Origin of the sequence: Streptococcus sanguinis (assembly GCF_019929225.1) — a bacterium.
In the GTDB taxonomy this organism is placed as follows: Bacteria; Bacillota; Bacilli; order Lactobacillales; family Streptococcaceae; genus Streptococcus; species Streptococcus sanguinis_J.
Genome location: NZ_JAHZPA010000001.1, coordinates 854437 through 881198, shown reverse-complemented (window position 1 = coordinate 881198; position 26762 = coordinate 854437). Strand labels below are relative to the sequence as shown.

26 protein-coding genes are annotated in these 26762 nt (G+C 41.7%); 24 read left to right on the top strand and 2 right to left on the bottom strand.

Annotated features, from left to right (window positions below; translation table 11 throughout):
- The first annotated feature begins 79 nt into the window (after window positions 1-79).
- From K1I80_RS04350 to K1I80_RS04245, 22 genes are all read left to right on the top strand, one after another.
- Window positions 80-961 (top strand): phosphate ABC transporter substrate-binding protein PstS family protein, encoded by an 882-nt coding sequence (locus K1I80_RS04350; protein WP_002897767.1) that lies wholly within the window; start codon window positions 80-82, stop codon window positions 959-961.
- Window positions 958-1875: a phosphate ABC transporter permease subunit PstC gene (gene pstC, locus K1I80_RS04345; RefSeq protein WP_223312772.1), complete on the top strand. Its 918-nt coding sequence runs from the start codon at window positions 958-960 to the stop codon at window positions 1873-1875. Before K1I80_RS04350 ends, pstC begins: the two co-directional genes overlap by 4 nt.
- Window positions 1865-2749 carry a phosphate ABC transporter permease PstA gene (gene pstA, locus K1I80_RS04340; protein WP_002895770.1) on the top strand — a complete coding sequence of 295 codons (885 nt, stop codon included), beginning with the start codon at window positions 1865-1867 and terminating at the stop codon, window positions 2747-2749. Before pstC ends, pstA begins: the two co-directional genes overlap by 11 nt.
- Before the next feature lie 10 nt (window positions 2750-2759).
- Window positions 2760-3563, top strand: a complete 804-nt coding sequence (pstB, locus tag K1I80_RS04335; protein ID WP_002895769.1) for a phosphate ABC transporter ATP-binding protein PstB — start codon at window positions 2760-2762, stop codon at window positions 3561-3563.
- Window positions 3564-3638: 75 nt separating this feature from the next.
- On the top strand, window positions 3639-4397 hold the full coding sequence (pstB, locus tag K1I80_RS04330) for a phosphate ABC transporter ATP-binding protein PstB (protein WP_009660526.1): 759 nt from the start codon (window positions 3639-3641) through the stop codon (window positions 4395-4397).
- A gap of 14 nt (window positions 4398-4411) precedes the next feature.
- A complete protein-coding gene (gene phoU, locus K1I80_RS04325; RefSeq protein WP_002897761.1) occupies window positions 4412-5065 on the top strand; it encodes a phosphate signaling complex protein PhoU in 654 nt (217 codons plus the stop codon).
- A gap of 156 nt (window positions 5066-5221) precedes the next feature.
- A complete protein-coding gene (locus K1I80_RS04320; protein ID WP_223312773.1) occupies window positions 5222-5812 on the top strand; it encodes a hypothetical protein in 591 nt (196 codons plus the stop codon).
- A 129-nt stretch (window positions 5813-5941) separates the two neighbouring features.
- Entirely contained in the window at window positions 5942-6565 is a 624-nt protein-coding gene (locus K1I80_RS04315; RefSeq protein ID WP_223312774.1) for a hypothetical protein, read from the top strand.
- A 159-nt stretch (window positions 6566-6724) separates the two neighbouring features.
- Complete coding sequence (locus tag K1I80_RS04310) at window positions 6725-7315, top strand: hypothetical protein (protein WP_223312775.1); 591 nt, start codon at window positions 6725-6727, stop codon at window positions 7313-7315.
- Between the two features lies 1 nt (window position 7316).
- Window positions 7317-8723: a hypothetical protein gene (locus K1I80_RS04305; RefSeq protein WP_223312776.1), complete on the top strand. Its 1407-nt coding sequence runs from the start codon at window positions 7317-7319 to the stop codon at window positions 8721-8723.
- A 10-nt stretch (window positions 8724-8733) separates the two neighbouring features.
- Entirely contained in the window at window positions 8734-9030 is a 297-nt protein-coding gene (locus K1I80_RS04300) for a hypothetical protein (RefSeq protein ID WP_223312777.1), read from the top strand.
- An 8-nt stretch (window positions 9031-9038) separates the two neighbouring features.
- Window positions 9039-9365, top strand: a complete 327-nt coding sequence (locus K1I80_RS04295) for a hypothetical protein (protein WP_223312778.1) — start codon at window positions 9039-9041, stop codon at window positions 9363-9365.
- A gap of 165 nt (window positions 9366-9530) precedes the next feature.
- Window positions 9531-12071: a M1 family metallopeptidase gene (locus tag K1I80_RS04290; RefSeq protein ID WP_223312779.1), complete on the top strand. Its 2541-nt coding sequence runs from the start codon at window positions 9531-9533 to the stop codon at window positions 12069-12071.
- A 151-nt stretch (window positions 12072-12222) separates the two neighbouring features.
- Window positions 12223-16425, top strand: a complete 4203-nt coding sequence (locus tag K1I80_RS04285) for an LPXTG cell wall anchor domain-containing protein (RefSeq protein WP_223311287.1) — start codon at window positions 12223-12225, stop codon at window positions 16423-16425.
- Window positions 16426-16692: 267 nt separating this feature from the next.
- Complete coding sequence (locus tag K1I80_RS04280; protein WP_002904309.1) at window positions 16693-16977, top strand: helix-turn-helix domain-containing protein; 285 nt, start codon at window positions 16693-16695, stop codon at window positions 16975-16977.
- Between the two features lie 55 nt (window positions 16978-17032).
- Complete coding sequence (locus tag K1I80_RS04275) at window positions 17033-17359, top strand: DMT family transporter (protein ID WP_002904310.1); 327 nt, start codon at window positions 17033-17035, stop codon at window positions 17357-17359.
- Between the two features lie 3 nt (window positions 17360-17362).
- Window positions 17363-18178 carry an SDR family NAD(P)-dependent oxidoreductase gene (locus K1I80_RS04270; protein ID WP_125356930.1) on the top strand — a complete coding sequence of 272 codons (816 nt, stop codon included), beginning with the start codon at window positions 17363-17365 and terminating at the stop codon, window positions 18176-18178.
- A 181-nt stretch (window positions 18179-18359) separates the two neighbouring features.
- On the top strand, window positions 18360-18842 hold the full coding sequence (locus K1I80_RS04265; RefSeq protein WP_125356929.1) for a hypothetical protein: 483 nt from the start codon (window positions 18360-18362) through the stop codon (window positions 18840-18842).
- A 104-nt stretch (window positions 18843-18946) separates the two neighbouring features.
- Window positions 18947-19621, top strand: coding sequence for a response regulator transcription factor (locus K1I80_RS04260; RefSeq protein WP_125445156.1), 675 nt, complete (start codon window positions 18947-18949; stop codon window positions 19619-19621).
- Window positions 19611-21002 (top strand): sensor histidine kinase, encoded by a 1392-nt coding sequence (locus K1I80_RS04255; RefSeq protein WP_223311288.1) that lies wholly within the window; start codon window positions 19611-19613, stop codon window positions 21000-21002. The genes K1I80_RS04260 and K1I80_RS04255 overlap by 11 nt, the downstream gene beginning before the upstream one ends.
- 160 nt (window positions 21003-21162) lie before the next feature.
- Window positions 21163-21549: a lactoylglutathione lyase gene (gloA, locus tag K1I80_RS04250; RefSeq protein ID WP_223312780.1), complete on the top strand. Its 387-nt coding sequence runs from the start codon at window positions 21163-21165 to the stop codon at window positions 21547-21549.
- A 61-nt stretch (window positions 21550-21610) separates the two neighbouring features.
- Window positions 21611-23008, top strand: a complete 1398-nt coding sequence (locus K1I80_RS04245) for a polysaccharide deacetylase family protein (RefSeq protein ID WP_223312781.1) — start codon at window positions 21611-21613, stop codon at window positions 23006-23008.
- A gap of 91 nt (window positions 23009-23099) precedes the next feature.
- Here K1I80_RS04245 and K1I80_RS04240 read toward each other — a convergent pair whose 3' ends face one another.
- Window positions 23100-24191 carry a DEAD/DEAH box helicase gene (locus tag K1I80_RS04240; protein WP_223312782.1) on the bottom strand — a complete coding sequence of 364 codons (1092 nt, stop codon included), beginning with the start codon at window positions 24189-24191 and terminating at the stop codon, window positions 23100-23102.
- On the bottom strand, window positions 24181-25191 hold the full coding sequence (locus K1I80_RS04235) for a Gfo/Idh/MocA family protein (RefSeq protein WP_223312783.1): 1011 nt from the start codon (window positions 25189-25191) through the stop codon (window positions 24181-24183). The genes K1I80_RS04240 and K1I80_RS04235 overlap by 11 nt, the downstream gene beginning before the upstream one ends.
- 79 nt (window positions 25192-25270) lie before the next feature.
- Here K1I80_RS04235 and udk point away from each other — a divergent pair, with 79 nt between their 5' ends.
- Both udk and K1I80_RS04225 read left to right on the top strand, forming a co-directional pair.
- Window positions 25271-25906 (top strand): uridine kinase, encoded by a 636-nt coding sequence (udk, locus tag K1I80_RS04230; protein WP_032909529.1) that lies wholly within the window; start codon window positions 25271-25273, stop codon window positions 25904-25906.
- A gap of 165 nt (window positions 25907-26071) precedes the next feature.
- The gene (locus K1I80_RS04225; RefSeq protein WP_223312784.1) at window positions 26072-26740 is read left to right on the top strand and encodes a YoaK family protein; all 669 of its coding nucleotides are present in this window, start codon (window positions 26072-26074) and stop codon (window positions 26738-26740) included.
- Window positions 26741-26762: the final 22 nt, after the last annotated feature.

The window sequence follows — 26762 nt, the reverse complement described above, 5'->3', positions numbered from 1 at the left end:
TGAAAAAAGCTTCTTTCTGCTAAGTAAGAAATACTAAAGATACTTCCCATCCTCTTGATTTTATTAAAGGAGAAATCTTTTGAACAAATTGAAAAAATTTGCTTTAGCGCTGACAGCTCTGGGCTTAGGACTCACCTTATCAGCTTGTTCATCATGGATTGACCGTGGTGAATCTATGACAGCAGTAGGGTCAACTGCTTTGCAGCCTTTAGTTGAAGCGGCAGCTGATGACTTTGGCTCTAACAACATCGGTAAAACAGTCAATGTACAAGGGGGGGGATCTGGTACAGGTCTATCTCAAGTGCAGTCAGGAGCTGTTGAAATCGGGAACTCTGATGTTTTCGCTGAAGAGAAGGAAGGGATCAAAGCGTCTGATTTGGTAGATCATAAGGTCGCCGTGGCTGGGATTGCTGTGATTGTCAATAAAGAAGTTGACGTGGATAACCTGACGTCCGAGCAGCTGCAGAAAATTTTCACTGGTGAAATCACCAACTGGAAAGAGCTGGGCGGTAAGGACTTGGAGATTTCAATTATCAATCGTGCGGCTAGCTCTGGTTCCCGAGCAACCTTTGACAGTGTCATTATGGATGGGAAATCAGCTGTGCAGAGTCAGGAGCAGGATTCCAACGGTATGGTCAAAAATATCGTTTCGCAAACTCCTGGTGCGATTTCTTACCTGGCCTTTGCCTATGTTGACGAGTCTGTTAAAACCTTGAAACTCAATAACTACGAACCAACAGCAGAAAATGTTGCTACCAATAACTGGTCGCTCTGGTCTTATGAGCATATGTATACACTGGGCAAGCCGACTGGTCTGGCTGCTGAGTTTTTGGACTATATGCTGTCAGATGATGTTCAAAAAGGCGTTGTTACCAGCATGGGCTATATCTCAATCAACGATATGAAAGTCAGCAAGGACGCTGATGGGAATGTCACAGCAATAGAAGGAGATTCAAAATGAAAAATGAGGAATTAACCAAAAAGTTGTTATCGCCTTCTAAAAATTCTCGCTTGGAGAAGTTTGGTCGCTATCTGACTTTTGCCTGTCTGTCACTGATTGTGGTGATTGTGGCTATGATTCTAATCTTCGTTGCTCAGAAAGGTCTATCTACTTTCTTTGTCAACGGCGTTAATGTTTTTGATTTTCTTTTTGGTGGTGTCTGGAATCCTTCTGGTAAGGAATTCGGTGCCTTGCCAATGATTTTAGGCTCCTTTATCGTTACCATTCTGTCTGCTCTGATAGCAACTCCCTTTGCGATTGGTGCAGCAGTCTTTATGACAGAGGTTTCTCCAAAAGGAGCAAAGATACTGCAACCTGCGATTGAGCTTTTAGTTGGTATTCCGTCTGTTGTTTATGGATTTATCGGTCTGCAAATCGTGGTTCCTTTTGTCCGTACAGTCTCTGGCGGTACTGGTTTTGGGATTTTGTCTGGTATTTTTGTGCTCTTTGTCATGATTTTGCCGACAGTAACCTTTATGACGACAGACAGTCTGCGTGCTGTGCCGCGCCACTACCGTGAAGCAAGTCTGGCTATGGGAGCTACGCGCTGGCAGACCATTTGGCGGGTAACACTCAAGGCTGCTCGCTCAGGTATCTTTACAGCTGTGGTCTTTGGAATGGCGCGTGCCTTTGGTGAAGCTCTAGCTATCCAGATGGTCGTGGGTAACTCTGCGGTGATTCCAACTTCTCTGACAACACCAGCAGCTACACTGACCTCTGTCCTGACTATGGGAATCGGAAATACCGTTATGGGAACAGTGGATAATAACGTTCTCTGGTCTCTGGCTCTGGTGCTCTTGATGATGAGCTTAGCCTTTAACAGTGTGATTAAACTAATTACAAAAGAAAGAGGTAAGAAAAACTATGCACGCTAAGAAATTAGATAAATTGGCGACTGGTGTTCTCTATACAATAGCGAGTATCATTGTTGCCATCCTTGCCTCTCTTATCCTCTATATATTAGTTAGAGGCTTGCCGCATGTTTCCTGGTCTTTCTTGACAGGGAAATCCTCTTCTTACCAAGCTGGCGGTGGTATTGGGATTCAGCTATATAATTCCTTCTTCCTGCTGGTGATTACTCTGATTATCTCTGTGCCTCTTTCTATGGGGGCTGGGGTTTATCTGTCAGAGTATGCTAAGAAAGGCCCAGTGACCAACTTTGTCCGTACCTGTATTGAAATTCTATCTTCACTGCCTTCGGTAGTAGTCGGGCTTTTTGGTTATTTGATTTTTGTTGTACAGTTTGAGTATGGCTTCTCAATCATTTCTGGTGCCTTGGCCTTGACCGTCTTTAATCTGCCTCAGATGACGCGGAACGTCGAAGATAGCCTGCGCCATGTCCATCATACACAACGTGAAGCTGGTTTGGCCTTGGGAATTTCCCGCTGGGAAACGGTCCTGCATGTGGTCATCCCAGAAGCTTTGCCTAGTATTGTGACAGGTATTGTACTAGCTTCTGGTCGTATCTTTGGTGAGGCAGCAGCCTTGATTTATACAGCAGGTCAGTCAGCGCCGGCTCTTGACTGGTCCAACTGGAATATTTTCAGTGTCACCAGTCCTATCTCAATCTTCCGTCAGGCTGAAACCTTGGCCGTCCATATCTGGAAGGTCAACAGTGAGGGAACAATTCCTGATGGAACAGCTGTTTCTGCTGGTTCAGCAGCAGTTCTCCTGATTTTTATTTTGATTTTCAATCTGGGAGCCCGCAAACTGGGCAGCTATCTGCATAAGAAATTAACCTCTGCTTAAAGGAGAAGAAATGACAGAATATAATTGGAATGAAAAACATATCATTACTTTTCCTGAAGAAAAGGTAGCCCTGTCGACCAAGGATTTGCATGTTTACTACGGTAAAAAGGAATCCATCAAGGGCATTGATATGCAGTTTGAAAAAAACAAAATCACTGCTTTGATTGGCCCGTCTGGATCAGGGAAATCAACCTATCTTCGCAGCCTTAACCGCATGAACGATACCATTGATATTGCCAATGTGACTGGAGAGATTCTCTATGAGGGGATTGATGTCAATCGCCCTGAAATCAATGTTTATGAAATGCGCAAGCATATCGGCATGGTTTTCCAACGGCCAAATCCTTTTGCCAAGTCCATCTATCGAAATATCACCTTTGCTCATGAACGGGCTGGTGTCAGAGATAGAAAGGTTTTGGATGAGATTGTGGAGACCTCGCTTAAGCAAGCAGCTCTTTGGGATCAGGTCAAAGATGACTTGCACAAGTCAGCCCTGACCCTCTCTGGGGGTCAGCAGCAGCGGCTCTGTATTGCCCGTGCTATCTCAGTCAAACCAAACATTCTGCTCATGGATGAGCCAGCGTCAGCCTTGGATCCGATTGCGACCATGCAGCTGGAAGAAACCATGTTTGAACTTAAGAATAACTATACCATTATCATTGTGACCCACAATATGCAGCAGGCTGCCCGTGCTAGTGACTACACTGGATTCTTCTATCTGGGCGACTTGATTGAGTACGATAAGACGGCCAATATTTTCCAAAATGCCAAGCTTCAGTCCACTAATGACTATGTTTCAGGTCATTTTGGTTAAGCAGCTGTCCGTATTCATCACGATTCAACAAGCTTAGTCTTTGGTTGAATGTAAAATAAAATGAAGGAAAAACGTATGACAGAACCTATTTTGCAAGTCAAGGACTTGTCGGTTTATTATAATAAAAAGAAAGCCCTTAATAGCGTTTCACTTGATTTCATGCCAAATGAGATTACGGCTTTGATTGGACCGTCAGGCTCAGGTAAGTCAACCTTGCTTAAGGCCATCAACCGAATGGGCGACCTGAATCCGGAAGTAACAACTACAGGAACGGTCATTTATAACAGTCACAATATCTATGGTCCGAGGACAGATACGGTAGAGCTTCGCAAGGAAATCGGCATGGTTTTCCAGCAGCCCAATCCTTTCCCTATGACCATCTATGAAAATGTGGTCTATGGACTTCGGATTAATGGTGTCAAGGACAAGGCAGTTTTGGACGAAGCAGTAGAGCGCTCCCTTATTGGTGCTTCTATCTGGGACGAGGTCAAGGACCGTCTGCATGATTCCGCTATCGGTCTTTCCGGTGGTCAGCAGCAACGGGTTTGTGTGGCTCGCGTGCTAGCTACTAGTCCTAAGATCATTCTCTTGGACGAGCCAACATCAGCCTTGGATCCAATCTCAGCTGGGAAAATCGAGGAAACCCTCTACAGTCTAAAAGACAAATATACCATGCTTTTGGTCACTCGCTCCATGCAGCAGGCGTCTCGGATTTCTGAAAAAACAGGCTTCTTCCTTGGTGGAGACTTGATTGAATTTAATGAAACCAAGAAGATGTTCCTCAATCCAGCCCATAAAGAGACAGAAGATTACATTACTGGTAAATTCGGATAAGAGAAAGGAATTTTATGCTTAGAGTACAATTTGAAGAAGATTTAGAAAAACTTCATAATCAATTCTACGCGATGGGAAACGAAGTCCTATCGCAGATTAACCGGACGGTTCGTGCCTTTGTTACGCATGACCGTGAACTGGCTCGTCAGGTCATTGAAGACGACGCTGAAGTCAATGAATACGAGGTGAAACTGGAGAAAAAATCTCTGGAAATCATCGCCCTGCAGCAACCTGTGTCTCAGGATTTGCGAACCGTTATCACCGTGCTGAAAGCCAGCAGTGATTTGGAACGCATGGGTGACCACGCTGTATCTATCGCCAAAGCTACTGTTCGGATGAAGGGAGAAGTTCGCATTGAGTCCGTAGAAGATGCCATCAGCAAGATGGGGCGCGATGTTAAGAATTTCGTCGAAGAAACACTGAATGTCTACCTCAATGGAAATGTAGACCAAGCCTATGCAGTAGCAGCTCTAGATGAGAAAATCAATCAATACTTTGATGATATTCGCGATCTTGCTACTGAGGAAATCAAACAAAATCCAGAGCTGATTGTGACTGGCCGTGACTACTTCCAAGTTATCTCTTATCTGGAACGAATCGGCGACTATGCCAAGAATATCTGTGAATGGGTTGTTTACTTTGAAACAGGTAAAATTATTGAGTTGTAATCATCAAAAGATACGATTTGTTTCGTGTCTTTTTTGTATATTCATGACTATACTGAAGTATCCTGTTTTTCATTGGAACTTGAGTCCGACTATGTTACACTATAAGAATATAAAAAATGTAATGTATTTTCATAATGAAGAATTTAGGAGAAAATGATGAAGAAAAAAATTTTTACGACACTTGCTCTTATTCTTGTTTTGGTATCAGGCGGCATCTATATATACAACAAAGTAACCAAACCTAACTTAAGTCCCAAAACAGCTAAACTCTATCAGCATGGCTTTCGACTTCTGGAAGAGCAACTAGGAACTTATATAAAAGAGCATTACTCAGGTGTTGAAAAGATTGAGTTTTCCCCAATCTACGTTACTGAGGAAGGGTCAACTTTCTCAAATGTCTATATCCGTCCAACTATTTATGATAAATATGGGAATAAAGCAACATTAGGAACAACAATAGAGAACTACACACCTAATAGCTATGGTTTAGTTACTCATATATTTCTTGATTTTGATGGTTCAGGAAATAATGTTATAGAATTAATGGACTCAGAAGGTAATGACATTGATGTTTCAAATGCAAAACATTTGCCAGACGAAGCAAAGCTCACGAAGGCTAGAAGTACAGATGAAAATATTTCTTTATTGGTTGAAGACAGTCAGTTAAAGGATGTTGTTAAGGATGAAAAAGGTAGCCCAGAAGCTGAAATCATTTACAATGTTAAACTAAGTAAAGAGGAAGGATGATGTGGCGTGAACTAAGCGACAAAGACAACTATTTTCTTAGGTAGTTGAGGATAGAAGTTTGCCAAAAATAATGAAAAATATTTTATATGACAATACTAAGGTATTATGCTATTCTATTAGAAAAGAACTATGAAAACGCGTTATAATGGAGGTATATTAGTGAAAAAGAAGTTTATTTTTGTTTTAACAATTCTATTCATTGTAATGTCAGGCGGAATCTATATATACAACAAACTAACAAACCCTAACCTAAGCCCCAAAACAACCAAGCTCTATCAGAGAGGCTTTCGACTCTTAGAAGAACAATATGGAATCTATTTCAAAGAACACTATAAAGGTATTGAGAAGATTGAATTTTCTCCGATTTATATTACAGGAGATAATGGTGGTTCTATGCTAAATGCCTATGTACGTCCGACAATTTATGATAAATATGGAAATAAAGCAACATTAGGAACAAAAATAAAGAAATACATACCTAATAGCTATGGTTTAGTTACTCATATATTTCTTGATTTTGATGGGTCAGGAAATGATGTTATAGAATTGATGGACTCAGAAGGTAATGAGATTGATGTTTCAAATGCAAAACATTTGCCAGACGAAGCAAAGCTCACGAAGGCTAGAAGTACAGATGAAAATATTTCTTTATTGGTTGAAGACAGTCAGTTAAAGGATGTTGTTAAGGATGAAAAAGGAAGCCCAGAAGCTGAAATCATTTACAATATTAAGCTAAGCAAAGAGGAAGGATGATATCACATTAACTCATTAAGGAATGAAACTTTTATCGATGTAACAGAGTATTTTTAGCGGAAGTGATAAAAAATTTTATATGACAATGGCGAGACACTATGATATACTATTAGAAAAACATGTGAGCATTTTTACGAATCGGTGTAAGGAGGTATATTAGTGAAAAAAAAGATTATTATTGCTTTAACAATTCTGTTCATTATAATTTCAGGAGGCATCTATATGTATAACAAATTGACAAAACCTAACCTTAGCCCCAAAACAGCCAAACTCTATCAGCATGGCTTTCGACTTCTGGAAGAGCAACTAGGAACTTATATAAAAGAGCATTACTCAGGGGTTGAAAAGATTGAGTTTTCCCCAATCTACATTACTGAGGAAGGGTCAACTTTCTCAAATGCCTATGTACGTCCGACGATTTATGATAAATATGGGAATAAAGCAACATTAGGAACAACAATAAAGAACTACACACCTAGTAGCTATGGTTTGGTTACTCATATATTTCTTGATTTTGATGGTTCAGGAAATAATGTTATAGAATTAATGGACTCAGAAGGTAATGACATTGATGTTTCAAATGCAAAACATTTGCCAGACGAAGCAAAGCTCACGAAGGCTAGAAGTACAGATGAAAATATTTCTTTATTGGTTGAAGACAGTCAGTTAAAGGATGTTGTTAAGGATGAAAAAGGAAGCCCAGAAGCTGAAATCATTTACAATGTTAAGCTAAGCAAAGGAGAAGAATGATATGACTTTGTCTGATCAAGAAGTTCGAAGATTACAGTTAGGTCTTAAGGGGAATGTTAAAAAAAGTGAGGGAGCAGTTATAAATGCCGGAACATATGATAACCCTGAGTATTATCAAATCGTTTATCGACAAGATAGTACAACTCAAGCAATGGCAGTTGTACCTGTTGATAGTAAAGATGGAGCAAATCCAAACTACCAAGAAACAACCATAGTTGTTGCTGGTACTCAGATGCCCTTTGAAAATTCAAAAGAATTTGGGAATCAACCATATTTTTGGAAAAAGAATCGGAATATTGTTGATTCATCTGAAAGAGCATTCTTTGCTAGTGGTGCATTTGGCATATTTCCAGGAATGCTGACTCCCCAATCAGATGATATTGATATGTTTTATCAAATTACTGAAGAAAAGATAAAATCTCATAATGGTATCATTTCTAATATGTCTGGGCACAGTCAAGCAGGACCTGGGGTAGCTTATACAGCTTCGAAGTATGGTCTTAAACAGAACCGTACAATCAAAGTGACAAATTTTATGGATTTTGCGGCTAAAAAAGCTGTTGACACAGGTGGTATTTCAAAAGAACAAGTAGCCTATCTTAACAAAAATGCTACTATCTATAGAGATAGTCGAGGCGATGTTGTTTTCTTAGACGGAAATAGTGGTTATGTTCCCTATGGAAAAACAATGAAATTTGAGGTAGTTGAAGGGGAAGATGGACATTCACCAAGAACTCCTAAAATGAAGGGGAATGGATTAGATGTTGAATGGTATTATAAAAAAAATCGATTCGCTACTGGTATGACAGAAAAACAGGTCCGAAAGATTGCTGAATATAAAGCAAAAACGTACAAAGTAAATGTAGCAATCGCAAATTATGGATTAGAGGATGACAAGCAAAATCCTGAGTATTATGTTAGTGAGTATTTAAAGGAATATGGAGACTTTGCTCCTGAGCCTTCTAAACAGGATTTAATCGCCATAAATAGACAACACATTGATGAACTTCATGCTTCTTTAAGAACCAGCTCTGGCAACAAAAAAATTAGTTTAAGAGAGGAACTTGTTCGTACAAGTGCGCAAACAGCTCAGCTTCAGGCTGAAGTATATGAGCAAGAAATTAAAGATAAGATAAAAAGTGCTAAATCTAGTGTTGAAAATCATATCAAAGAACTGAGAGATGCAGCTTATACTCTAGCCCACAATCTTTCTGCTGATGAGATAGAAGGATTACTATCTGAGTTGAGCATATCAACTGCTTGGAATGACGGAACAGAAGCATCTACTCTTGCGTCAGCAAACTCTTATATGACTACAATGACTGGCATTGCTGGAAGTTTAAACAAGGCTGCTGATAAGATTGTGGAGATTGATCAAAAAGGCGCCCAGATTTTCACAAAAAAATAGGAGAGAATGTATGATTGAACCAAATACAGAAGATCGAGTTGAAGCGGAACGTATAAAAAAAGAATATTTAAAGATTCAGGAACGCATAGCTATTCGTGGCTTGATTTCAGCTAAAAGAGCTGTTCTTTTAGCTGAAAGTCAAGCTTTGCAAAGCTGGCTGAATAATCAAGCCGAGACTATGAAATCTTTTGCGTCTTCTCAAGTGCCTGCGGATTTATCTGGGGCTTTCTCTGGTGGGGCGGCAGATTCAGTCAAAGAGGTTTTAGGTGCTGTTCCAAAGCCTGAATTAGCCAGCCCTATCCTATAGGAGGTAGTATGGATATTCAGAAAAAAATTCAGCGCCTTGATGACGAGCATATAGCTTTTCGAAAGAAAGTCAGCGAGTATGAATGGGATTATCAGAATATGAGACGAGAGGCTAAAAATGTTTCAGAGCAAATGAGCGAATGGCTATTATCTTTTTGTCGCAATAGTCCTGATACCGTGCCCTCATATGAATTAAGCCAAATAGAAGAAAATAGAGAAATTTTTGAGAGAAAAATTCATCGTTATGAAGAACGGCTAAACAAAACTTATCACGAAGAAAATCGAATCTATAACAAAAAATTAGAGGAACTTGAGAAAGAAAAGAAGAACTCTTGACCTTTCTTCTATTATCATAAACCAAACGGACAGGTTTTCCTGTCTTTTTGTTTGCATTTATTCTGCAACGAAATCTTCTAAATATGATACAATAATAACAGATTATAAACGGACAAGGGCGGCAGAGTAATCTTGCCATGTTGTTCGCTAGATGAGGAGAAGCTGATGCAAGCAGTTAAACATTTTATTGAAACTTTTGTTCCTGAGCACTATGATCTCTTTTTGGATCTGAATCGTGCCGACAAGTCTTTTTCAGGCAAGGTGACCATTACTGGGGAAGCTAAGACGAGTAAGATTTCCCTACATCAAAAAGATTTGACAGTTGAAGCTGTAGAGGTGGCTGGCCAAGCTCGTCCTTTCACTCTTGATAAGGACGATGAAGCTCTTTATATTGAGCTGGAAGCAACTGGGTCTGTAGTGGTGACCATAAATTATACTGGTAAGATTACGGACAATATGACAGGGATTTACCCATCTTACTACACGGTTGATGGTGTGAAAAAAGAGATCATTTCTACGCAGTTTGAGAGCCATTTTGCTCGTGAAGCTTTTCCGAGTGTGGATGAGCCAGAGGCTAAGGCAACTTTTGATTTGGCTTTGAAATTTGACCAAGCAGAGGGCGAGTTAGCTCTGTCTAATATGCCGGAAATTGATGTTGAAAACCGCAAAGCAACTGGTGTTTGGAAGTTTGAAACGACTCCACGTATGTCTTCCTATCTCTTGGCTTTTGCTGCAGGTGATATGCAAGGAATTACTGCTAAAACCAAGAATGGAACCATGGTTGGAGTTTATGCGACCAAGGCCCACCCAGAGAGCAATCTAGAGTTTGCTTTGGACATTGCGGTTCGCTGTATTGAATTTTACGAAGAATATTATGGAGTCAAGTATCCTATTCCTCAGTCACTTCATGTGGCTCTGCCAGACTTTTCTGCTGGTGCTATGGAAAACTGGGGCTTGGTGACCTATCGGGAAATCTATTTGCTGGTGGATGAAAATTCAACAGCTCTGAGCCGTCAGACAGTTGCCTTGGTTGTTGCACACGAACTAGCCCACCAATGGTTCGGAAATCTAGTTACCATGAAGTGGTGGGATGACCTCTGGCTCAATGAAAGCTTTGCCAATATGATGGAGTATGTCTCAGTTGATGCAATTGAGCCTAGCTGGAAGATTTTTGAAGATTTCCAGACCAGTGGAGCTCCATATGCCCTCAAGCGTGACGCGACAGATGGCGTTCAGTCGGTCCATGTAGAGGTCAAGCACCCTGATGAAATTAATACTCTTTTTGATGGGGCGATTGTCTATGCTAAGGGCAGCCGTCTCATGCACATGCTGCGCCGTTGGCTGGGAGATGATGCTTTCCGTAAGGGGCTAGGTGCCTACTTTGAGAAGCACCAGTATGGAAATACCATCGGTCGTGACCTCTGGGACGCTCTTTCTCAAGCTTCTGGTCGTGATGTAGCTGCCTTTATGGATGCTTGGCTGGAGCAGCCGGGTTATCCAGTTGTTACTGCCAAGGTCGAAAATGATACCTTGATTTTGACGCAGAAGCAGTTCTTCATTGGGGAGCACGAAGACAAAGGTCGCCTCTGGCCAGTACCGCTCAATAGCAATTGGCAAGGACTTCCTGATACTCTGACGACAGAAAGACTGGAAATTCCGAATTATGCAGCCTTGGCAGCGCAAAATGAAGGAGCCCTGCGTCTTAATACAGAAAACACGGCCCACTATATTACAGATTATCAAGGTGAGTTGCTAGAAGCTCTTCTGAATAATCTCAGCTCTTTGGACAATATCAGCAAACTGCAAATCGTGCAGGAGCGCCGACTTCTGGCAGAGTCTGGTAAGATTTCCTATGCGGACCTGCTGCCAGTCATCAGTAAGCTGGTAAACGAAACTTCTTATATGGTAGTTTCAGCTGTTTCCCAAGTTCTGGAAGGATTGAATCGCTTTGTGGATGAAGGCAGTCAGACAGAAGAAGATTACAAAGCCTTGCTGAAAGTTCTAAGTCAAAGTAATTTCGACCGTCTTGGTTTTGAAAAACAGGAAGGTGAAAGCGATGAGGATGAGATGGTTCGTCAGCTAATTGTGGGCAATATGATTAAGGCTGACGACGAGACAGCTAAAGCTCAAGCAAGCCAGATTTTTGATAGTTATCGTGATAATTTGGAAAAACTCCCTGCCGCTATTCGTTTGCAGGTATTGGTCAACCAAATCAAGCATCATGAAAGCAAAGAGCTGACTAAGCTTTATCTGGACCTATATGTCGCTTCAAATGACGGAAGCTTCAAAAATGCGCTTTCTACAGCCCTTTCTTATACGAAGAACAAGGAAACCCTGGATGAACTGTTAGCGACTTGGAAGGATAAATTTACTGTAAAACCGCAGGATTTGTCAGCTTGGTATGCCCGTTTCCTCAGCCGTGATTTTACTCAAGAAGCAGTATGGACTTGGGCGCGTGAGAATTGGGACTGGATCAAGGCAGCGCTAGGTGGCGATATGAGCTTTGATAGCTTTGTCATTAGCCCAGCAGTAATCTTCAAGACAGAAGAGAGATTGGCAGAGTACAAAGCCTTCTTTGAGCCACAGTTGGATGATATGGCGATTAGCCGAAACATCAGCATGGGAATCAAAGAAATTGCTGCGCGTGTTGAATTGGTGAAACGTGAGAAAGAAGCAGTGGAAAAAGCGATTCGAGCTGCGATCTGATAGTTTTAATTAAATTGACAAGAAAGTCTGAGATATTATCTATCTCAGGCTTTTTCTTTATCATTTTGAGTATTTAAACATTGCTTATTTGCTTTTGCTCTGATAAAATAGAACAATATGGACAATAAACAGGTAACTGTTTAAAGGAGAAATGGAGATTATAATGGAAAAGAAAATAGTCTATGGCTTCCGCAAGAGCCGCCTTTCTAAGGGCTTGTGCGGAGCTGTTTTGGGTGCGGCTTTGTTGGTAGCTGCCGGATCAGTTCAAGCAGAGGAAAAGGTATCTTCAGCAGCCGATCAGTCTGCCCTTTCTGAAGCTGCACTTTCACCAACCGAAGCACCCCAGCCAACTGCTGCCCCTGCTCAGTCAGAGCCTGTAAGTCAAGGCAAGCTTCCCTTAGAGGTTTCCCATGCGGAAATGGACCAAGCTATGGCAGAGGCTGAGAAAGCGGGTATCCAGCTAAAGCAGGAGCCTGCTGTTAATTTAGGAACAGCTAGAAATCCAGAAGAAGCTGCTAGTAAACGGGAGACAGCCCAAGCCGATTACGCAACTCAAGTCAAGGAAATACGTGAAACCACAGCAGCTTATCAAGAGCAACTGAAGACTTATGAGAAAGAACTCAGCCAGAAAGAGTCTGCCAATCAAGCCTTGAAAGACCAATATGACAAGGCTCTGGCTTCCTATGCACAAGAGTCCAGTCGTATTCAAGCTGAAAATGCTCAGCTAGAGGCGGAATATGAACAGAAGCGGACGGCTTATCAAGCAGAATTAAACCGTATAGTAAAAATCAATCAAGAGAAAGAAGCCTCCTATCAAGCAGCTTTAGCAGCCTATCAAGAGGAGCGTTCACGAATTTTACAAGAAAATGCTCAAGCGAAAGCAGACTACAAAACTGCTTTGGAGAGCTATGCTACAGAGCTGAAAGCTACTCAGGAGAAGAATGCTCAAGCAAAGCGTCGCTATGATGAAAAGCTTGCTCAGGTCTCAGCTCACAACAAAGCTGCCCAAGCTGAAAATGCAGCCATAACAGAACGAAATCAGGCAGCTGAAAAGGTCTATCAGGAAGCAGTCAAGCAGTATGAAGCTGAAGTATCCAGACTAACTCAGGTTAAGGCAGAAAAAGAAGCTGTTTATCAAGCAGCCTTGGCTGACTATGAGAAAGAATTGGCTCGAGTTCAGAAAGACAATGCCGAGCTAGAGCAGCAGTATCAGTCAGAATTGGCGACTTACCAACAGGAAGTAGAACGCATTCAAACAGCCAATCAAGCAGCCCAACAATCTTATGAGACAGCCTTGGCTAAAATCCAAGAACAGAATAAAGAGATTGAAGCGCAAAATCTAGCTGTTCAGAAGAAAAATGCAGCCTTAAAGGAGCAGTATCAGGCTGATTTAGCTGCTTATCAAGAGCGATTGGCTGAGATTCGACAAAAAAATCAAGCGGCAGAGAAAGACTATAAGAGCAAATTAGTTGCTTATCAAAAGAATCGCTCTGAAATCGAGGCATCCAATGAGGCCAAAGAAAGAGATTATCAAGCGTCTTTGACTGCCTATCAAGCTGAACTTGAGCGTATTCAAGGTGAAAATAAGAAGCAGCAAACTGCCTATGAGTCAGAAAAAGCAGGAGTAACAGCCCGTAATGCAGCCATTGAAGCTGAAAATGCCCAGATTCGTCAGCAAAATCAGGAAAAACAAGAGCTTTATAAAAGGCAATTAGCTCAATATGAGCAGGATGTGGCTCGAATCACCGAGAGCAATCAGAAAAGTCGAGAAGCATATGAGAAAGCCTTACTTACCTATCAGGAGGCGACTGCTCGGATTGAGACAGAAAACAAGAATAAATTAGCTGCTTATCAGGCAGCCTTAGCGACCTACCAAGCAAATCTTGCAAGGATTGAAGCAGAAAATCAAAGACTAAAAGAAGACTATGAGGCAAACCTTGCTTCTATTTCAGCACAGAACGCAGTGATTGAGCAGGAAAATGCAAGCATTAAGGAAAAAAATGCCCGCTTGAAAGCTGACTATGATAAGCTCTTGGAAGTATATAAGAAGGCAAAAGCTGCCTATGATACTGCCAAAACTAAGTATGATGCAGCTCTTGTAACTTTTGAAAGAGAGTTGCAGGAAGCTGAAGCTAAGAAAAATGAAGAAGGCTATCTCAGTAAGGTTGAAAGCCAGCCTTTTGTATTCAAATCTGAGCCCCAGGCTGTCTTGACGCTTGATCCCTCTATTAGAACCTATACCAATGATGAGCTGACTGATGAGGTTCGTTCTTGGGGAATGGATCAATCAGGAATGACTGCCTTGACCAGTGTTTTAAAAGGGAAAGAGCATCAGACTAAAGTCATTTTACAGAAAGATGTGCCTCTGGTAGCTACTTATACCAATATCAAAAATTCCAGTATTCAAGGCAAGAAAATCGCTAAAGTTGTCTACACTTATACTCTGAAAGAATCAACGAAGAGTCAGGATAAGCTTCCAGTTTTCTTAGTTAAGGATCCGACCTTGACTGTCTGGACCTTGGATTTTCGCGGCCATTCTCGAGTCAATGTCCAAGCGGAGTTTTTCGATGAAGCTGGAGAAAGGCTTGATATGACAGGTTCGCTTGTTAGCTTCTCATCTTTAAATACGAATAAAGCTGCGATTGAGTACATCAAGAATTTTAATGGTGAATATATTCCTATCACAGGATCTGCTATTAACATTCACCCAGATACCGGTGTTCATGCCGATATTTCTATTAACCATGAGAAGGAAGGCTCTCGCTTTGAGTATAATAAGTGGGATACGCCAACTAGTCCCTATAACTGGTATGGCGCTATTGTAGGTAAAGCCCAGGGAGATGTCATTTCTTTTGATATCGGTTCGCGAAATCGAGGTTCTGCTTGGTTTGTCTTTAACTCAGATATTAAAGCCAAAGGTGTTCCAATCAAGCCTGTTGCTCCGACAGAAGTTGCTCAACCTCAGGAACCGACTTATGAGGAAGTCAAGGCCTTGCATCCTCTTCCGAGTCAGCCAGTCTATCAAACTTTGCCAGAAGAGCCAGCTCAGCCAGCCTATCAAGAACTTCCTAGCCAGCCGACAGAAACTCAGTCTCTTGCTCTTCCAAGTCGGCCTGAGGAGCCAGTAGCTCTACCGGAAAGAGATTTGGCAATTCTTCCGCAAGAGCCAACTTATCTGCCTGAGCCGCTTCAACCGCAGGCGCCAGCTTATCAGGAGTTGCCAGACGAACCTAGCGCCCCTTCTTTATTGAAAGAGCCGGATACAGTTGAAGAGCCGACCTATGAGAAGGAGCAGCCCTTGCTGAGCCTTCCGCAAGCTCCGGTCGAAAATCCACTGCCACAGGAACCACAACGACCATCTTATTTGAAGGAACCAGAAAAACCTCAAAAAGATCCTGAAGCAAGCGGCGGAGAGGCTCCGAAACCACCAGTTTATGAAGAAGAGATTGCTTTACAGGCAGTACCTCAAGAACCAAGCTATCTGCAGGAACCTCAGCGCCCTCAAGAACCTGTTCTTCAGCCTGAGCCTCAGTCACCTGTCAGAGAAAGTGACCTGCCTTTGATGGAGGAACCCGACAAGCCGAACTATAAAGAGGTTCCTCAAAAGCCGGCTGAACCTAGCTATCAAGCTTTGCCAAGCCGTCCGCAAGCGCCGACTCAAACTTATCACTTTAACCAGCTCTTTATCCAGTTAAAAGTCAGAGAAGAGGTGGAGGATGAGTCCAAGAAGAACATTCATCAACAAGAGGTTAGCTCGGGAAGTTTTGCTGTTCTTAATCTGGTAACAGATGCTTTGCCTGCTTATCGTCTTCCAATTCATTCTTTCGTATTGGAAGATCGTCTGCCGGAAGGTTTTGAATTGGATCTAGAAGTGACTAGAGCGAAAAGTCCTGGTTATGAGGTTTCTTATGACCCGAGCACCAGAGTTTTGACTTTTGTTGCTGCACCAGGTCTGCTTGAACGCTACAATACTGACTTGAATACTGCGACTGAGACGCTAGCTCCAGCAGCAGTCGGCCGACTCTTGTATCCAGGCAGAACCTATACCAATCATTTCAGCTTGCTGATTAATAATCAATATCGGATAGCATCCAATCAGGTTAGTGTTTCAACACCTCCTGCAGAAATCACTGTTCAAACAGCACAGAAATTTGAGCCTCTTTCAAACCAGGATTGGCAGCATCAAAGATCTGCAAGTAAGCAACCAAGCAACATGCAGCTATCTGTCAGCTACCAAACCACTCAAGGGCAATTGCCTAAAACTGGAAGCAATACGAGTGCACTTCTCACTTATCTTGGTTTTGCGGCCTTGCTAGCTTCAGCTGGCTTCCGCCCTTCTAAGAAAGAGTCGTAAAAAGATAAGTAGCTCCTGCATCAAGAGCTTTTGAACATGATAAATTTAGACTGAGACAATTTTGTCCCAGTCTTTTTTACTGAGGATTTTTGGGGCAAATGGTTGATAGATGTATCAAGTGTTTTAGATAGGCAAGTATTTTAAGATTAACGTAAATCGTGTTATAATAGCCATGTCAAAGAATTTTTACATACAATAATCACTAATGTTAAAGAATTTCATCTAGCCAAACAACTAAAAAATAAGTATGATGAGGAGGAAAAGATAATGTTAGGAAAACAATTGAAGTTTATACGGGAGCAAAAAGGCTATAGTCAAGCTCAGATTGCAGAATCACTAGGAACGACTCGGCAGACCATCTCGAACTGGGAAAATAATAAGACGATTCTAGATAGTGCAAGTCTTATTCGTCTAGCCGATTTTTACCAGATTTCATTAGATGAGCTATGTGGTCGAAAAGCTTTATCTATCTCCAAAGATTCGAGCATAAAATCAATGATTTTGACAAATGCCTGTACACTTTGGACTTGCTTTGTTTCATCTCTCGGATAGTTCTATTGATTTTCCTGCTAACTTTTTAGTTATTTAGAATATTAGGAGGAAAACAATGTTTTACTATTTTTATTTATCTCTCGCAATTCTATTTGAAATTGCCGCCACAAGTCTTTTAAAACTATCTCAAGGTTTTTCGAAACTATTTTTCGGTTGCCTTGCTTTGATGTTTTATGGCTTGTGCTTTTTCTTTTTATCTCTATCTTTAAAGGGCATTCAGTTAAATCTAGCTTACGCTATTTGGTCTGGAATAGGTCTAGTAGGGACAACGATATTATCTATTCTGCTTTGGCACGAAAAAGTAACAGCTGTAAGTCTTTTAGGGATAAGTCTAGTTATTGTCGGACTTGTTTTATTGAATTTATCACAAAAGACTCACTAGAGAATGGAGAATTATATGTTTGATAATTATTTTAAAAATAAAAAGGTTGTAATCATTGGTGCAAGTGGTAGTTTGGGAAGAGTCTATACACGAGCTTTTCATCAAGCAGGTGCTAGGTTATATCTCTTAGGAAGAGATATAGAGAAGTTAAAGATATTTGTGCAAGAATTTTCGTCTTTTATTCCAATAAGCTCAGTGGATATAACAAGTGAAGAGTCTCTAAAAAATGTAGTATCAGAGATACAAGAGTGGTCGGAATGTATAGATATTGTTATCAATGCAACTGGTTTTGATGTAAGAAAGTCTTTGTCAGCGCATTCCCTTGAGGACATAGAGCAGACACTGTTAATCAATTTATCTGGCGCCATTCTTATTAGCAAGATTTTTCTGCCCTTATTAGCAAATGAAAAAGGTGCTACAATTGTGCATTCTGGCGGTTTTGCAGATGGGCGGCTCGCTTTCCCTTACTATAGCGTAGATGTGGCTAGTCGTGCAGGGATTTTTTCTTTTATTGAATCAATGAATCGCGAATTAAAGCAGGAGCAGAAAAAGGTGTATTTAACCTATTTTTGTCCCAATGCTGCAGACACACCCTCAGAAAAGCCTTACCATCCTGTTTGGAAGGAAATGGGGATTAAGATTTCAACTACAGATGAAGTTTGCCTAGCTTTGCTAAAAGGTATTAAGTCTCATCAAAGAGTCATCCTGATGGGGCAAGGGGCATCTTTGTTTGCTAAACTCAATCTTCTGTCTTCAAGATTAGCTGATTTTCTTTTATTAGATAAATATAGCCGTATATTGAAAAAGCACTTTTCATAAACCATTTTCCCTATCTTTCAGCCTTTTTTAAGAAAAAATTCAGTCCTGTTTAAGTAAAAATCTATATGATAATGCTATTCAAGTGAAAGGATGTGTATAGGATGACTTGTAAGCTGTATTAGCTTCTTGTTTGATAGAAACAGATTGAAAAATTTACAAAAGAAAGAAGGAATCGTATTAAATGGATATGGAAAAAATGATTGTTGTAGAAAAAAGTACAAAATGGTGGCTGACGGTTGCGACGGGTGGTGCTCTAGCAGTCGGACTTCTAGGTGGCTATGGTCTTGCGACAGCTATTCACGGTACAAACAATCAGCAATCAGCTATTCAACAGACAGCTACTATATCAGGAGCACCAAAGCAGGGGCAGAATGGTCAGAATGCAGGAAATGGAATGCCACCACAGCCAGGTCAGAATGGTCAAAATGGTGGACCAGATAATGGCATGCCACCACAGGATGGTGGTCCAGTACAGAACGGTCAAGACCAAGGAATGCCGCCTCAAGACGGCCAGCAGTCTGACAATGACAAGAGCAAGAATTCTTCTGCTCAGCAAAATGACAACGGGAAGAAAAACAAGAAAAAGTCTTCAACGAACACAAACGAACAATCGGACAAGAACAATAATAAGTCGACAAAAGAAAATAAAACGTCGCAGTCGTAGAAAAAACTTACTGATTTTGACCCAAGTCATGATATAATAAGAATAGCAAATAAAACAAAAACCAAAAGACATAATCTTGGTAAGTTTTATTGGAGGAAAGAAAGATGATTAAAATTCTATTGGTAGAAGATGACCTTGGACTGTCAAACTCAGTTTTTGATTTTTTGGATGATTTTGCAGATGTAATGCAGGTTTTTGATGGCGAAGAAGGTCTATATGAAGCAGAGAGTGGTGTTTATGACCTCATCTTGCTGGATCTCATGCTGCCCGAGAAGGATGGTTTCCAAGTGCTGAAAGATCTCCGGGCAAAAGGAGTCACAACCCCTGTTCTCATCATGACGGCTAAGGAAAGCTTGGATGACAAAGGACATGGCTTTGAGCTTGGGGCTGATGACTATCTGACAAAACCTTTCTATTTGGAAGAACTGAAAATGCGGATCCAAGCGCTCTTGAAACGCGCTGGTAAATTCAACGAAAATACTCTTACTTACGGTGATGTGACTGTCAATTTATCTACAAATTCGACCACGAAGGCGGGTAAAGATGTAGAGTTGCTTGGTAAAGAGTTCGACCTCTTGGTTTATTTCCTGCAAAATCAAAATGTAATCTTGCCTAAGACTCAAATTTTTGATCGTCTGTGGGGCTTTGACAGTGATACCACTGTTTCCGTTGTTGAAGTGTACGTTTCCAAGATTCGTAAAAAACTGAAAGGAACGGCATTTGCGAAAAACCTACATACTCTTCGTAGTGTCGGCTACATTTTAAAAGATGCTGAATAAAATCAAGAAGACCTTTTATGCGGATGATTTCTCTTATTTCATTCGCTATTTTGGGTTGTTTACATTAATCTTCTCAGCCATGACCTTGATTATTATTCAGGTTATGCGCTCCAGCCTTTATACGTCTGTTGATGAAAATCTTAAAAACCTTAGTAATGATCCTAGTTCGGTAGCAGATTTGGCCTATCGGACGACAGGTCAGCAGTCTGATCCAAGCAATAAGGTCAATACTAAAAGTCCTAAAAGCAGTAAAGAGCCAGATGGCGATTCAGATGAAGAGCCTAAGCCTAACAATCTAACGACGCCAAATTTTAGTTCTAATACTTTTGCCCTGCTTTTGGATGATGATTATAAAAATATTTCCACCAGCAAGAGCGATGGTTTTCTGGACTTTAATTCATTAGAGTTTAACAAGTCCTATCTGAATCAAATCAACGAAATTGTGATTGGTAATAGCTTTGGCCAGACAGAAAGCTATCGGGCTTATCTCTTTGATATTGATCCTAAAAATGAGTACCCTGATATCAAGTACGCTGTGGTCATGACTAGTATCAGCCAGCTAGAGCAGACCAGCAGCAAGCATGAGCAGTTGATTGCCATGGTCATGGTCAGCTTTTGGGGAATTTCCCTGATTGCCAGTATTTATCTGGCTCGGATGAGTGTCAAGCCTCTGCTGGAAAGTATCCAGAAGCAGAAGGCTTTCGTGGAAAATGCCAGTCACGAACTACGGACTCCTCTGGCAGTATTGCAGAGCCGCTTAGAGACGCTCTTTCGTAAGCCTGAAGCTACAATCATGCAGAGCAGTGAAAATATTGCTTCTAGCTTGGATGAAGTACGCAATATGCGCTTGCTGACAACCAATCTGCTCAACCTGGCCCGTCGCGATGATGGCATTAAGCCACAATATGGTGAAGTCGAACCAGAATTTTTTGATACGACCTTTGCTAATTACTGCATTATCGCAAGGGAGAATAAAAAAGCCTTTCATTCAGAAAATATGATCAAGCACCCTATTGTGACCGATCAAATTTTTCTCAAACAACTGATGACTATTCTATTTGATAATGCTATCAAGTATACAGATGATGATGGTGTAATCAGTGTCATGGCTACTTCGACAGATCGTTACCTTATTTTCCGAGTGGCGGACAATGGCCCTGGTATCAGCGATGAAGATAAGAAGAAGATTTTTGATCGCTTTTATCGGGTGGACAAGGCTCGGACCCGTCAGAAAGGTGGCTTTGGTCTGGGGCTTTCTCTGGCCAAGCAGATTGTCGATGCTTTCAAGGGCTCTATTTATGTCAAGGACAACAAACCAAAAGGTACGGTCTTTGAAGTTAAACTGCTATTGAAGGAAACGAAAAAGCGTTCTGTTAAATAGCGGGAGAGTGATTTTCATTAACAAATTTTTTTGAAAAACAATTCTTAGCAGGCCTTGAGGCTTGCTTTTTATCTGGTACCTATTTACTTTTTTAAAAATTTAATATAAGTTTTGCCCAAAATAGGGTATAATAATAAACAAGAAAGAATGAGGTGAAATTATGGCATCAAAAATGTTACATACTTGTTTGCGTGTGGAGAATTTGGAAGCGTCTATCGCTTTTTATGCAGAGGCTTTTGGCTTTAAGGAGCTGCGCCGCAAGGATTTTCCAGATTATCAGTTTACTATCGTTTATCTAGCTTTGGAAGGCGATGATTATGAGCTGGAACTGACCTATAACTATGACCATGGTCCTTATGTGATTGGGGACGGCTTTGCTCATGTGGCACTTAGCACGCCAGACTTGGCAGGTCTGCACGCTGAGCACAAGGCCAAAGGTTATGAAGTGACAGATCCAAAGGGTCTTCCTGGTAACCCGCCTAATTATTATTTTGTAAAAGATCCTGATGGCTACAAGGTGGAAGTCATTCGTGAGAAGAGTCTTTAACATCTAGCTGCAGTTAATTTTGCAAGATAAATGATGATTTTTATTCATTTAGGACAGGTGTATGAAAAGACAAAATAACAAGAAACACGGAAAGAAAACACTCATCGTTCTCAGCTTGCTAGGTTTAGCTTTTGTTGCTGCTCTATTTCTGGGTGCTGTAAAGATTTACGCTATTTTCCAAGAAAAGGAACTGCAAGAGAAGGTTAGTGTGCTGATTGCCCAAGAAGAGACCTTCCACGCTGAAAAAACTGAAAAGCAGAGCAAGATGATTGGCAGTCATTACGTAGAGGCCTTTTATCCTCTGCTGGATGGTCAGGTTATGGCAAGTGTCAAGGAGCAGATGGACGCTGATATCCAGACGATTAAGGATAATCAGAAGAAGGGCGATAAGATTGAGGAATTGACCTTCTACTATGCCGAGGAAAAAGAAACGAGCCTGAAGGATGTTAAAGAAGTACTGGTGCATCGCAAGGACTATCATGTCAAAGAGATGAAAATCAGTAAAGGAGAAGAGCGGGAAGTTGCTGACAGCTATCTCGGTGCAGACGGCAGCCCTTTCACTCTGGATAAGCTCTTTCAGGATCCCGATGCAGCTAAGGAAATCTTCATCAACGAAATATCCAGCCAGCTGACCTTTAGACAGGCCGATGAGGCGGTGCAGACGGAAATTCTCAATACCCTCAATGGAACGGAGTTGGGTCAGTGGTCCTTCCGCTATGAATACAGCCATTTTTCTATTAAGCTGAGTAAGGAAGTGCAAGGCTTAACCAGCATTGATGTTCCTTTGTCTAGCTTTTATGACCAGATCAATGCGGACTATCTGACTGGCGATGACTTGGCAGCTTATCAGAGTTTTGAAGCTAAGAAGCATGTGAAGATGGTTGCTCTGACCTTTGATGACGGTCCAGATCCTAAGACAACACCGCAGGCTCTGGATATCCTCAAGAAATATGGTGCCAAGGCGACCTTCTTTATGGTTGGTCAAAACATTGCTGGTAATGAAGCGATCGTCAAGCGCGTGCACAATGAAGGTCATCAGATTGGGATTCATACATGGGACCATCCAGTCTTAACCAAACTACCTCTGGAGTCAGCCCAAAAAGAAATCCTTGATACCCAGACCGCTATTAACAATGTCATAGGCATCAAGCCAACGATTACGCGGCCTCCTTATGGAGCTATTAATGCTACAATCCAAAATTCGGTTGACCAGTCCTTTATCATGTGGAATGTGGACAGCCTAGACTGGAAGACACGCAATACTAAAGCTATTATGCAAGAGATTGCTAAAACCCAGCCAGGTTCAATTATCCTCATGCATGATATTCACCAGACCAGTATTGACGCTCTGCCAAGTGTCCTCGAATATCTGAAGAGTAACGGCTATACTCTGGTAACGGTCGATGAGCTGCTGGAAGGTCAGCTAGAGCCCCATCGTATTTATTACGGCAGAGACTAAGACGGTCTTGGGGTTAGATGTTTGAAATCGCTGTTGGTAAGAAGTAAAAGCAAAAAGCTTTGGAAACATTAGATTTCCAAAGCTTTTTAGCTTAACTCGTTACGTAAAGTTCTTGATTTTTTAATACAATTTCTCGGACTGTGGCGTATTTTTTCAAAGTTTTCAGTTCTTCAGGATGGCTGATGAGGGTGATGACATAGCCTTCCTTGCCCATGCGGCCGGTTCGGCCAGAGCGATGGGTATAGGTTTCTAAATCGCGCGGAAGCTCATAATTGACGACACATTCTAGCGAGTCAATATCAATGCCGCGAGCAACCAAGTCAGTTGCTAGCAGGAGAGTAATCTGGTGTTCTTTGAACTTATCCAGAATCACCTTGCGGAACTTAACATTGACATCGCTGGCTAGAGAAACCGCGTTGGCTTCACGATACTGGAGTTTTTCCTCAGCGCTTCCTAAGTCTGACAGAGCGTTGAAAAAGACTAGTCCGCGGAAATCTTCAACATTGGATAATTTTCGGAGCAAGTCCACCTTATCACGTTTTTCGACTTGCATGTAAAAGTGCTGGATGTTGTCCAAAACTTGGTCGTCAATGCTGATTTCTAGAGTATTTTCAGCAATCTTATCGTGGTCGAACTTAGCAGTGGCGCTCATATATACCACCTGGTGGTCACGAGGCACATAGTGGGTGATTTTATCTACAAAGTGATACTGAGAATCGCTGAGCAGCTGGTCAAATTCGTCCAAAATGATGGTTTCGACATTCATCATTTTGATTTTCTTGAGCTTGATTAATTCGAAAATTCGTCCAGGCGTTCCGATGATAATTTCTGGGCCTTTCTTAAGACGCTCAATCTGTCGCTTCTGGCTGGAGCCGGAGAGCAGAAGCTGGGCTCTCAGACCTAAAGGCTCCGCCCAAGTCTTACAGACCTCAAATATTTGTCCAGCCAACTCGGTGTTAGGAGCTAAAATCAAGAGCTGTTGGGCTTTTTTAGGTGTCAGCCTGAGCAGACTGGGAAAGAGATAGGCCAGAGTTTTACCAGTACCAGTCGGACTGATTCCCAGCACGGTATCGCCTGCAGAAATAGGCTCAAACATCTTCTCTTGAATAGCTGTCAAATTTTCAAAGCCTAGCTGAGCCAGCTGATTTTGCCAGCTCGGGGGAAATTGTTCCTTAATCATCATCAACCTCAAATCTAATGCCAGCGTCCTTGCGCATGGCAAATAAGCTTTCATGAACAGCCGCTGCCGCATCCAACCATTTCTCATAAGCTGCATCCTGTCCGCCCTTGAGCACTCGCGCGAAAGCCTGAGCTTCCTCCAGCATGGTATGGGAAGCACGCTTGATAGGCAGCAGCTCCTCTTGACCGTCCAGATTTTGGAAAATAGCAGAGCTGATAAATTCAATCCCGTCTAAAGTCAGAGTTCCCTGATCTGTGTAAATCTCTGCAGGCAGATTGCTGTTTATATTTTTACCGGCCTGAATCTGAACTTGAAAATCTGCATAGATGAGACAGCCGGCTCCATTTAAATCAATCGTATTAGCTAGCTGCTGGGCGCTGTAGCGAGCGAAGCGCGGATGACTGAAAAGTCTGATAGCGGCATAGACAGGATAGACACCCAAATCCATCAAAGCGCCGCCAGAAAACTTAGCTGAGAAAACATTGGGCTGCTCTCCCGCAAGCAGAGCTTGCATTTTTGAAGAATACTTGGCATAGGTGAAGTTGGCTCCCAAGACGGTCTTGTCCTTGAGAAAATCACTGATTGTATCAAATGCCTGCTCATGATAGTTGCGGGCAGCTTCAAAGAGATAGACTTGATGCTCGTCAGCCAGCTTGACCAATTCCCGCCATTCTTTGGGACGAGAAACCGCAGGCTTTTCGACAATGACATGTTTACGAGCCAGAATGGCTACCTTGGCATGCTTGAAATGCAGGCTGTTGGGACTGGCGATATAAACGATATCAATATCGGACGACAGAAATTCCAACATTTCAGTATAGATGGCTGTATTTTCATAGTTTTGCACAAAGCGCTCAGCAGAAGTTAAAGTCCGAGAGTAGACAGCAGCAAGCTGATAGTCGCCTGTTGAGTGAGCAGCCTTGATGAACTCATGAGAAATAGAACCTGTTCCGATGATTCCAAGTTTGAGCATAAAAACCTCCTTTTTTCTATTTTTAAGCATGTACTTTTTTTATTTTAGCTCTTTCATTATAACATGAATTGCGGTAAAATAGATAAGATAACAAGAGATGGAGCTTATAATGCAAAATAGACCTATTATTATTGGTGTAACTGGTGGTTCCGGAGGCGGAAAGACCAGTGTTTCTCGAGCAATTTTAGCTAATTTTCCAAATGAAAATATTGCCATGATTGAGCATGACTCCTACTATAAGGATCAGACACATCTGACTTTTGAGGAGCGGGTGAAGACCAACTATGACCATCCTTTTGCCTTTGACACGGACCTGATGATTGAGCAGATTAAGGAGCTCTTGGCTGGTCGACCAGTGGATATTCCCACTTACGACTATACGGAGCATACCCGCAGCAAAAAGACCTATCGTCAGGAGCCTCAGGATGTGTTCATCGTTGAGGGGATTTTGGTCTTAGAGGATCAGCGCCTGCGGGATTTGATGGATATTAAGATCTTTGTAGATACAGATGATGACGTTCGGATTATTCGTCGTATTAAGCGGGACATGGAAGAGCGCGGCCGCAGTTTGGATAGCGTTATCGAACAGTATTTGGGTGTCGTTAAGCCTATGTACCATCAGTTTATTGAGCCGACCAAGCGCTATGCGGATGTCATCATTCCAGAGGGAGCTTCTAATAAGGTGGCTATTGACCTGATTACGACCAAGATTGAAAAAATCCTTAAGGAAGCCAGAGAAGGATAGGACAGGTAGCTTTTTAGTTCTGTCATTTGAGGAAATAAAAGTTTGTGAATCTGGTAAATCGCAGTAGCTGCAAGGTTTTTGTAATGTATTCTAGCAAGGGGAAGTGGACGGACTGAAATTTATGATTTTCGGAGTCTGGTCACTCCCTTATTTTTTAGGTGGTTTATGAAACAATTTGTAAAAAGAGAGTTTCACTCTCGTTCAAAATTTTTTGCCTGCCTCTTGACCTTTTGTGCAGGATTTATCGATGCCTATACCTTTATTGAGCGGGGAGGGACCTTGGTGGCAGGTCAGACGGGAAACGTTGTTTTCCTTTCGGTTGAGCTTATCAATCAGGAGACAAGAGGAATTGAAGTGAAATTGGCAACTATGTTGGCCTTTATGCTGGGTATTTTTCTGATGACCGTTTTTCAGCATCATTTTGAGCATTCTTGGCGCAGGCTGTCCAGTGTTTTCCCTTTGATATTGACAACAGTTATCGCTGGATTTTTGCCAGCAAATATCCCCCATCTCTATATCGTGCCGCCACTAGCTTTCTGCATGGGCCTGGTCGCGACCGCTTTTGGCGAGGTGGATGGCATTGTCTACAACAACTCCTTTATGACGGGGAATATCAAGAAAACCATGGTAGCTTTTGGCAACTATGCTCGAAACAAGAAAGGGAAAGATTTGAAAGAAGGCCTTTTCTTTGTAGCCCTATTAGCAAGCTTTGTAGTGGGAGCTATCATCTCTACCTATCTGATTCAATTTTACCTCTTGAAGACCATCTGGTTGGTTTCCCTGATTCTAACAGCCTTTCTCCTTTTCCGAGGCATTCAGTATGTGAGGAGATGAGTATATATATTTTTCTTAGAAA

Excerpts from the sequence above, each read along its gene's own strand:
- K1I80_RS04315 (WP_223312774.1), top strand. The coding sequence starts at position 5,942 with ATGAAAACGCGTTATAATGGAGGTATATTAGTGAAAAAGAAGTTTATT.
- K1I80_RS04225 (WP_223312784.1), top strand. The coding sequence starts at position 26,072 with ATGAAACAATTTGTAAAAAGAGAGTTTCACTCTCGTTCAAAATTTTTT.
- K1I80_RS04260 (WP_125445156.1), top strand. The coding sequence starts at position 18,947 with ATGATTAAAATTCTATTGGTAGAAGATGACCTTGGACTGTCAAACTCA.
- K1I80_RS04280 (WP_002904309.1), top strand. The coding sequence starts at position 16,693 with ATGTTAGGAAAACAATTGAAGTTTATACGGGAGCAAAAAGGCTATAGT.
- K1I80_RS04275 (WP_002904310.1), top strand. The coding sequence starts at position 17,033 with ATGTTTTACTATTTTTATTTATCTCTCGCAATTCTATTTGAAATTGCC.
- K1I80_RS04295 (WP_223312778.1), top strand. The coding sequence starts at position 9,039 with ATGGATATTCAGAAAAAAATTCAGCGCCTTGATGACGAGCATATAGCT.
- pstB (WP_002895769.1), top strand. The coding sequence starts at position 2,760 with ATGACAGAATATAATTGGAATGAAAAACATATCATTACTTTTCCTGAA.
- K1I80_RS04320 (WP_223312773.1), top strand. The coding sequence starts at position 5,222 with ATGAAGAAAAAAATTTTTACGACACTTGCTCTTATTCTTGTTTTGGTA.
- K1I80_RS04245 (WP_223312781.1), top strand. The coding sequence starts at position 21,611 with ATGAAAAGACAAAATAACAAGAAACACGGAAAGAAAACACTCATCGTT.
- K1I80_RS04255 (WP_223311288.1), top strand. The coding sequence starts at position 19,611 with ATGCTGAATAAAATCAAGAAGACCTTTTATGCGGATGATTTCTCTTAT.
- K1I80_RS04305 (WP_223312776.1), top strand. The coding sequence starts at position 7,317 with ATGACTTTGTCTGATCAAGAAGTTCGAAGATTACAGTTAGGTCTTAAG.
- K1I80_RS04265 (WP_125356929.1), top strand. The coding sequence starts at position 18,360 with ATGGATATGGAAAAAATGATTGTTGTAGAAAAAAGTACAAAATGGTGG.
- pstC (WP_223312772.1), top strand. The coding sequence starts at position 958 with ATGAAAAATGAGGAATTAACCAAAAAGTTGTTATCGCCTTCTAAAAAT.
- K1I80_RS04235 (WP_223312783.1), bottom strand. The coding sequence starts at position 25,191 with ATGCTTAAAAATAGAAAAAAGGAGGTTTTTATGCTCAAACTTGGAATC.
- K1I80_RS04285 (WP_223311287.1), top strand. The coding sequence starts at position 12,223 with ATGGAGATTATAATGGAAAAGAAAATAGTCTATGGCTTCCGCAAGAGC.
- K1I80_RS04300 (WP_223312777.1), top strand. The coding sequence starts at position 8,734 with ATGATTGAACCAAATACAGAAGATCGAGTTGAAGCGGAACGTATAAAA.
- K1I80_RS04270 (WP_125356930.1), top strand. The coding sequence starts at position 17,363 with ATGGAGAATTATATGTTTGATAATTATTTTAAAAATAAAAAGGTTGTA.
- pstA (WP_002895770.1), top strand. The coding sequence starts at position 1,865 with ATGCACGCTAAGAAATTAGATAAATTGGCGACTGGTGTTCTCTATACA.
- gloA (WP_223312780.1), top strand. The coding sequence starts at position 21,163 with ATGGCATCAAAAATGTTACATACTTGTTTGCGTGTGGAGAATTTGGAA.
- phoU (WP_002897761.1), top strand. The coding sequence starts at position 4,412 with ATGCTTAGAGTACAATTTGAAGAAGATTTAGAAAAACTTCATAATCAA.
- K1I80_RS04240 (WP_223312782.1), bottom strand. The coding sequence starts at position 24,191 with ATGATGATTAAGGAACAATTTCCCCCGAGCTGGCAAAATCAGCTGGCT.
- K1I80_RS04290 (WP_223312779.1), top strand. The coding sequence starts at position 9,531 with ATGCAAGCAGTTAAACATTTTATTGAAACTTTTGTTCCTGAGCACTAT.
- pstB (WP_009660526.1), top strand. The coding sequence starts at position 3,639 with ATGACAGAACCTATTTTGCAAGTCAAGGACTTGTCGGTTTATTATAAT.
- udk (WP_032909529.1), top strand. The coding sequence starts at position 25,271 with ATGCAAAATAGACCTATTATTATTGGTGTAACTGGTGGTTCCGGAGGC.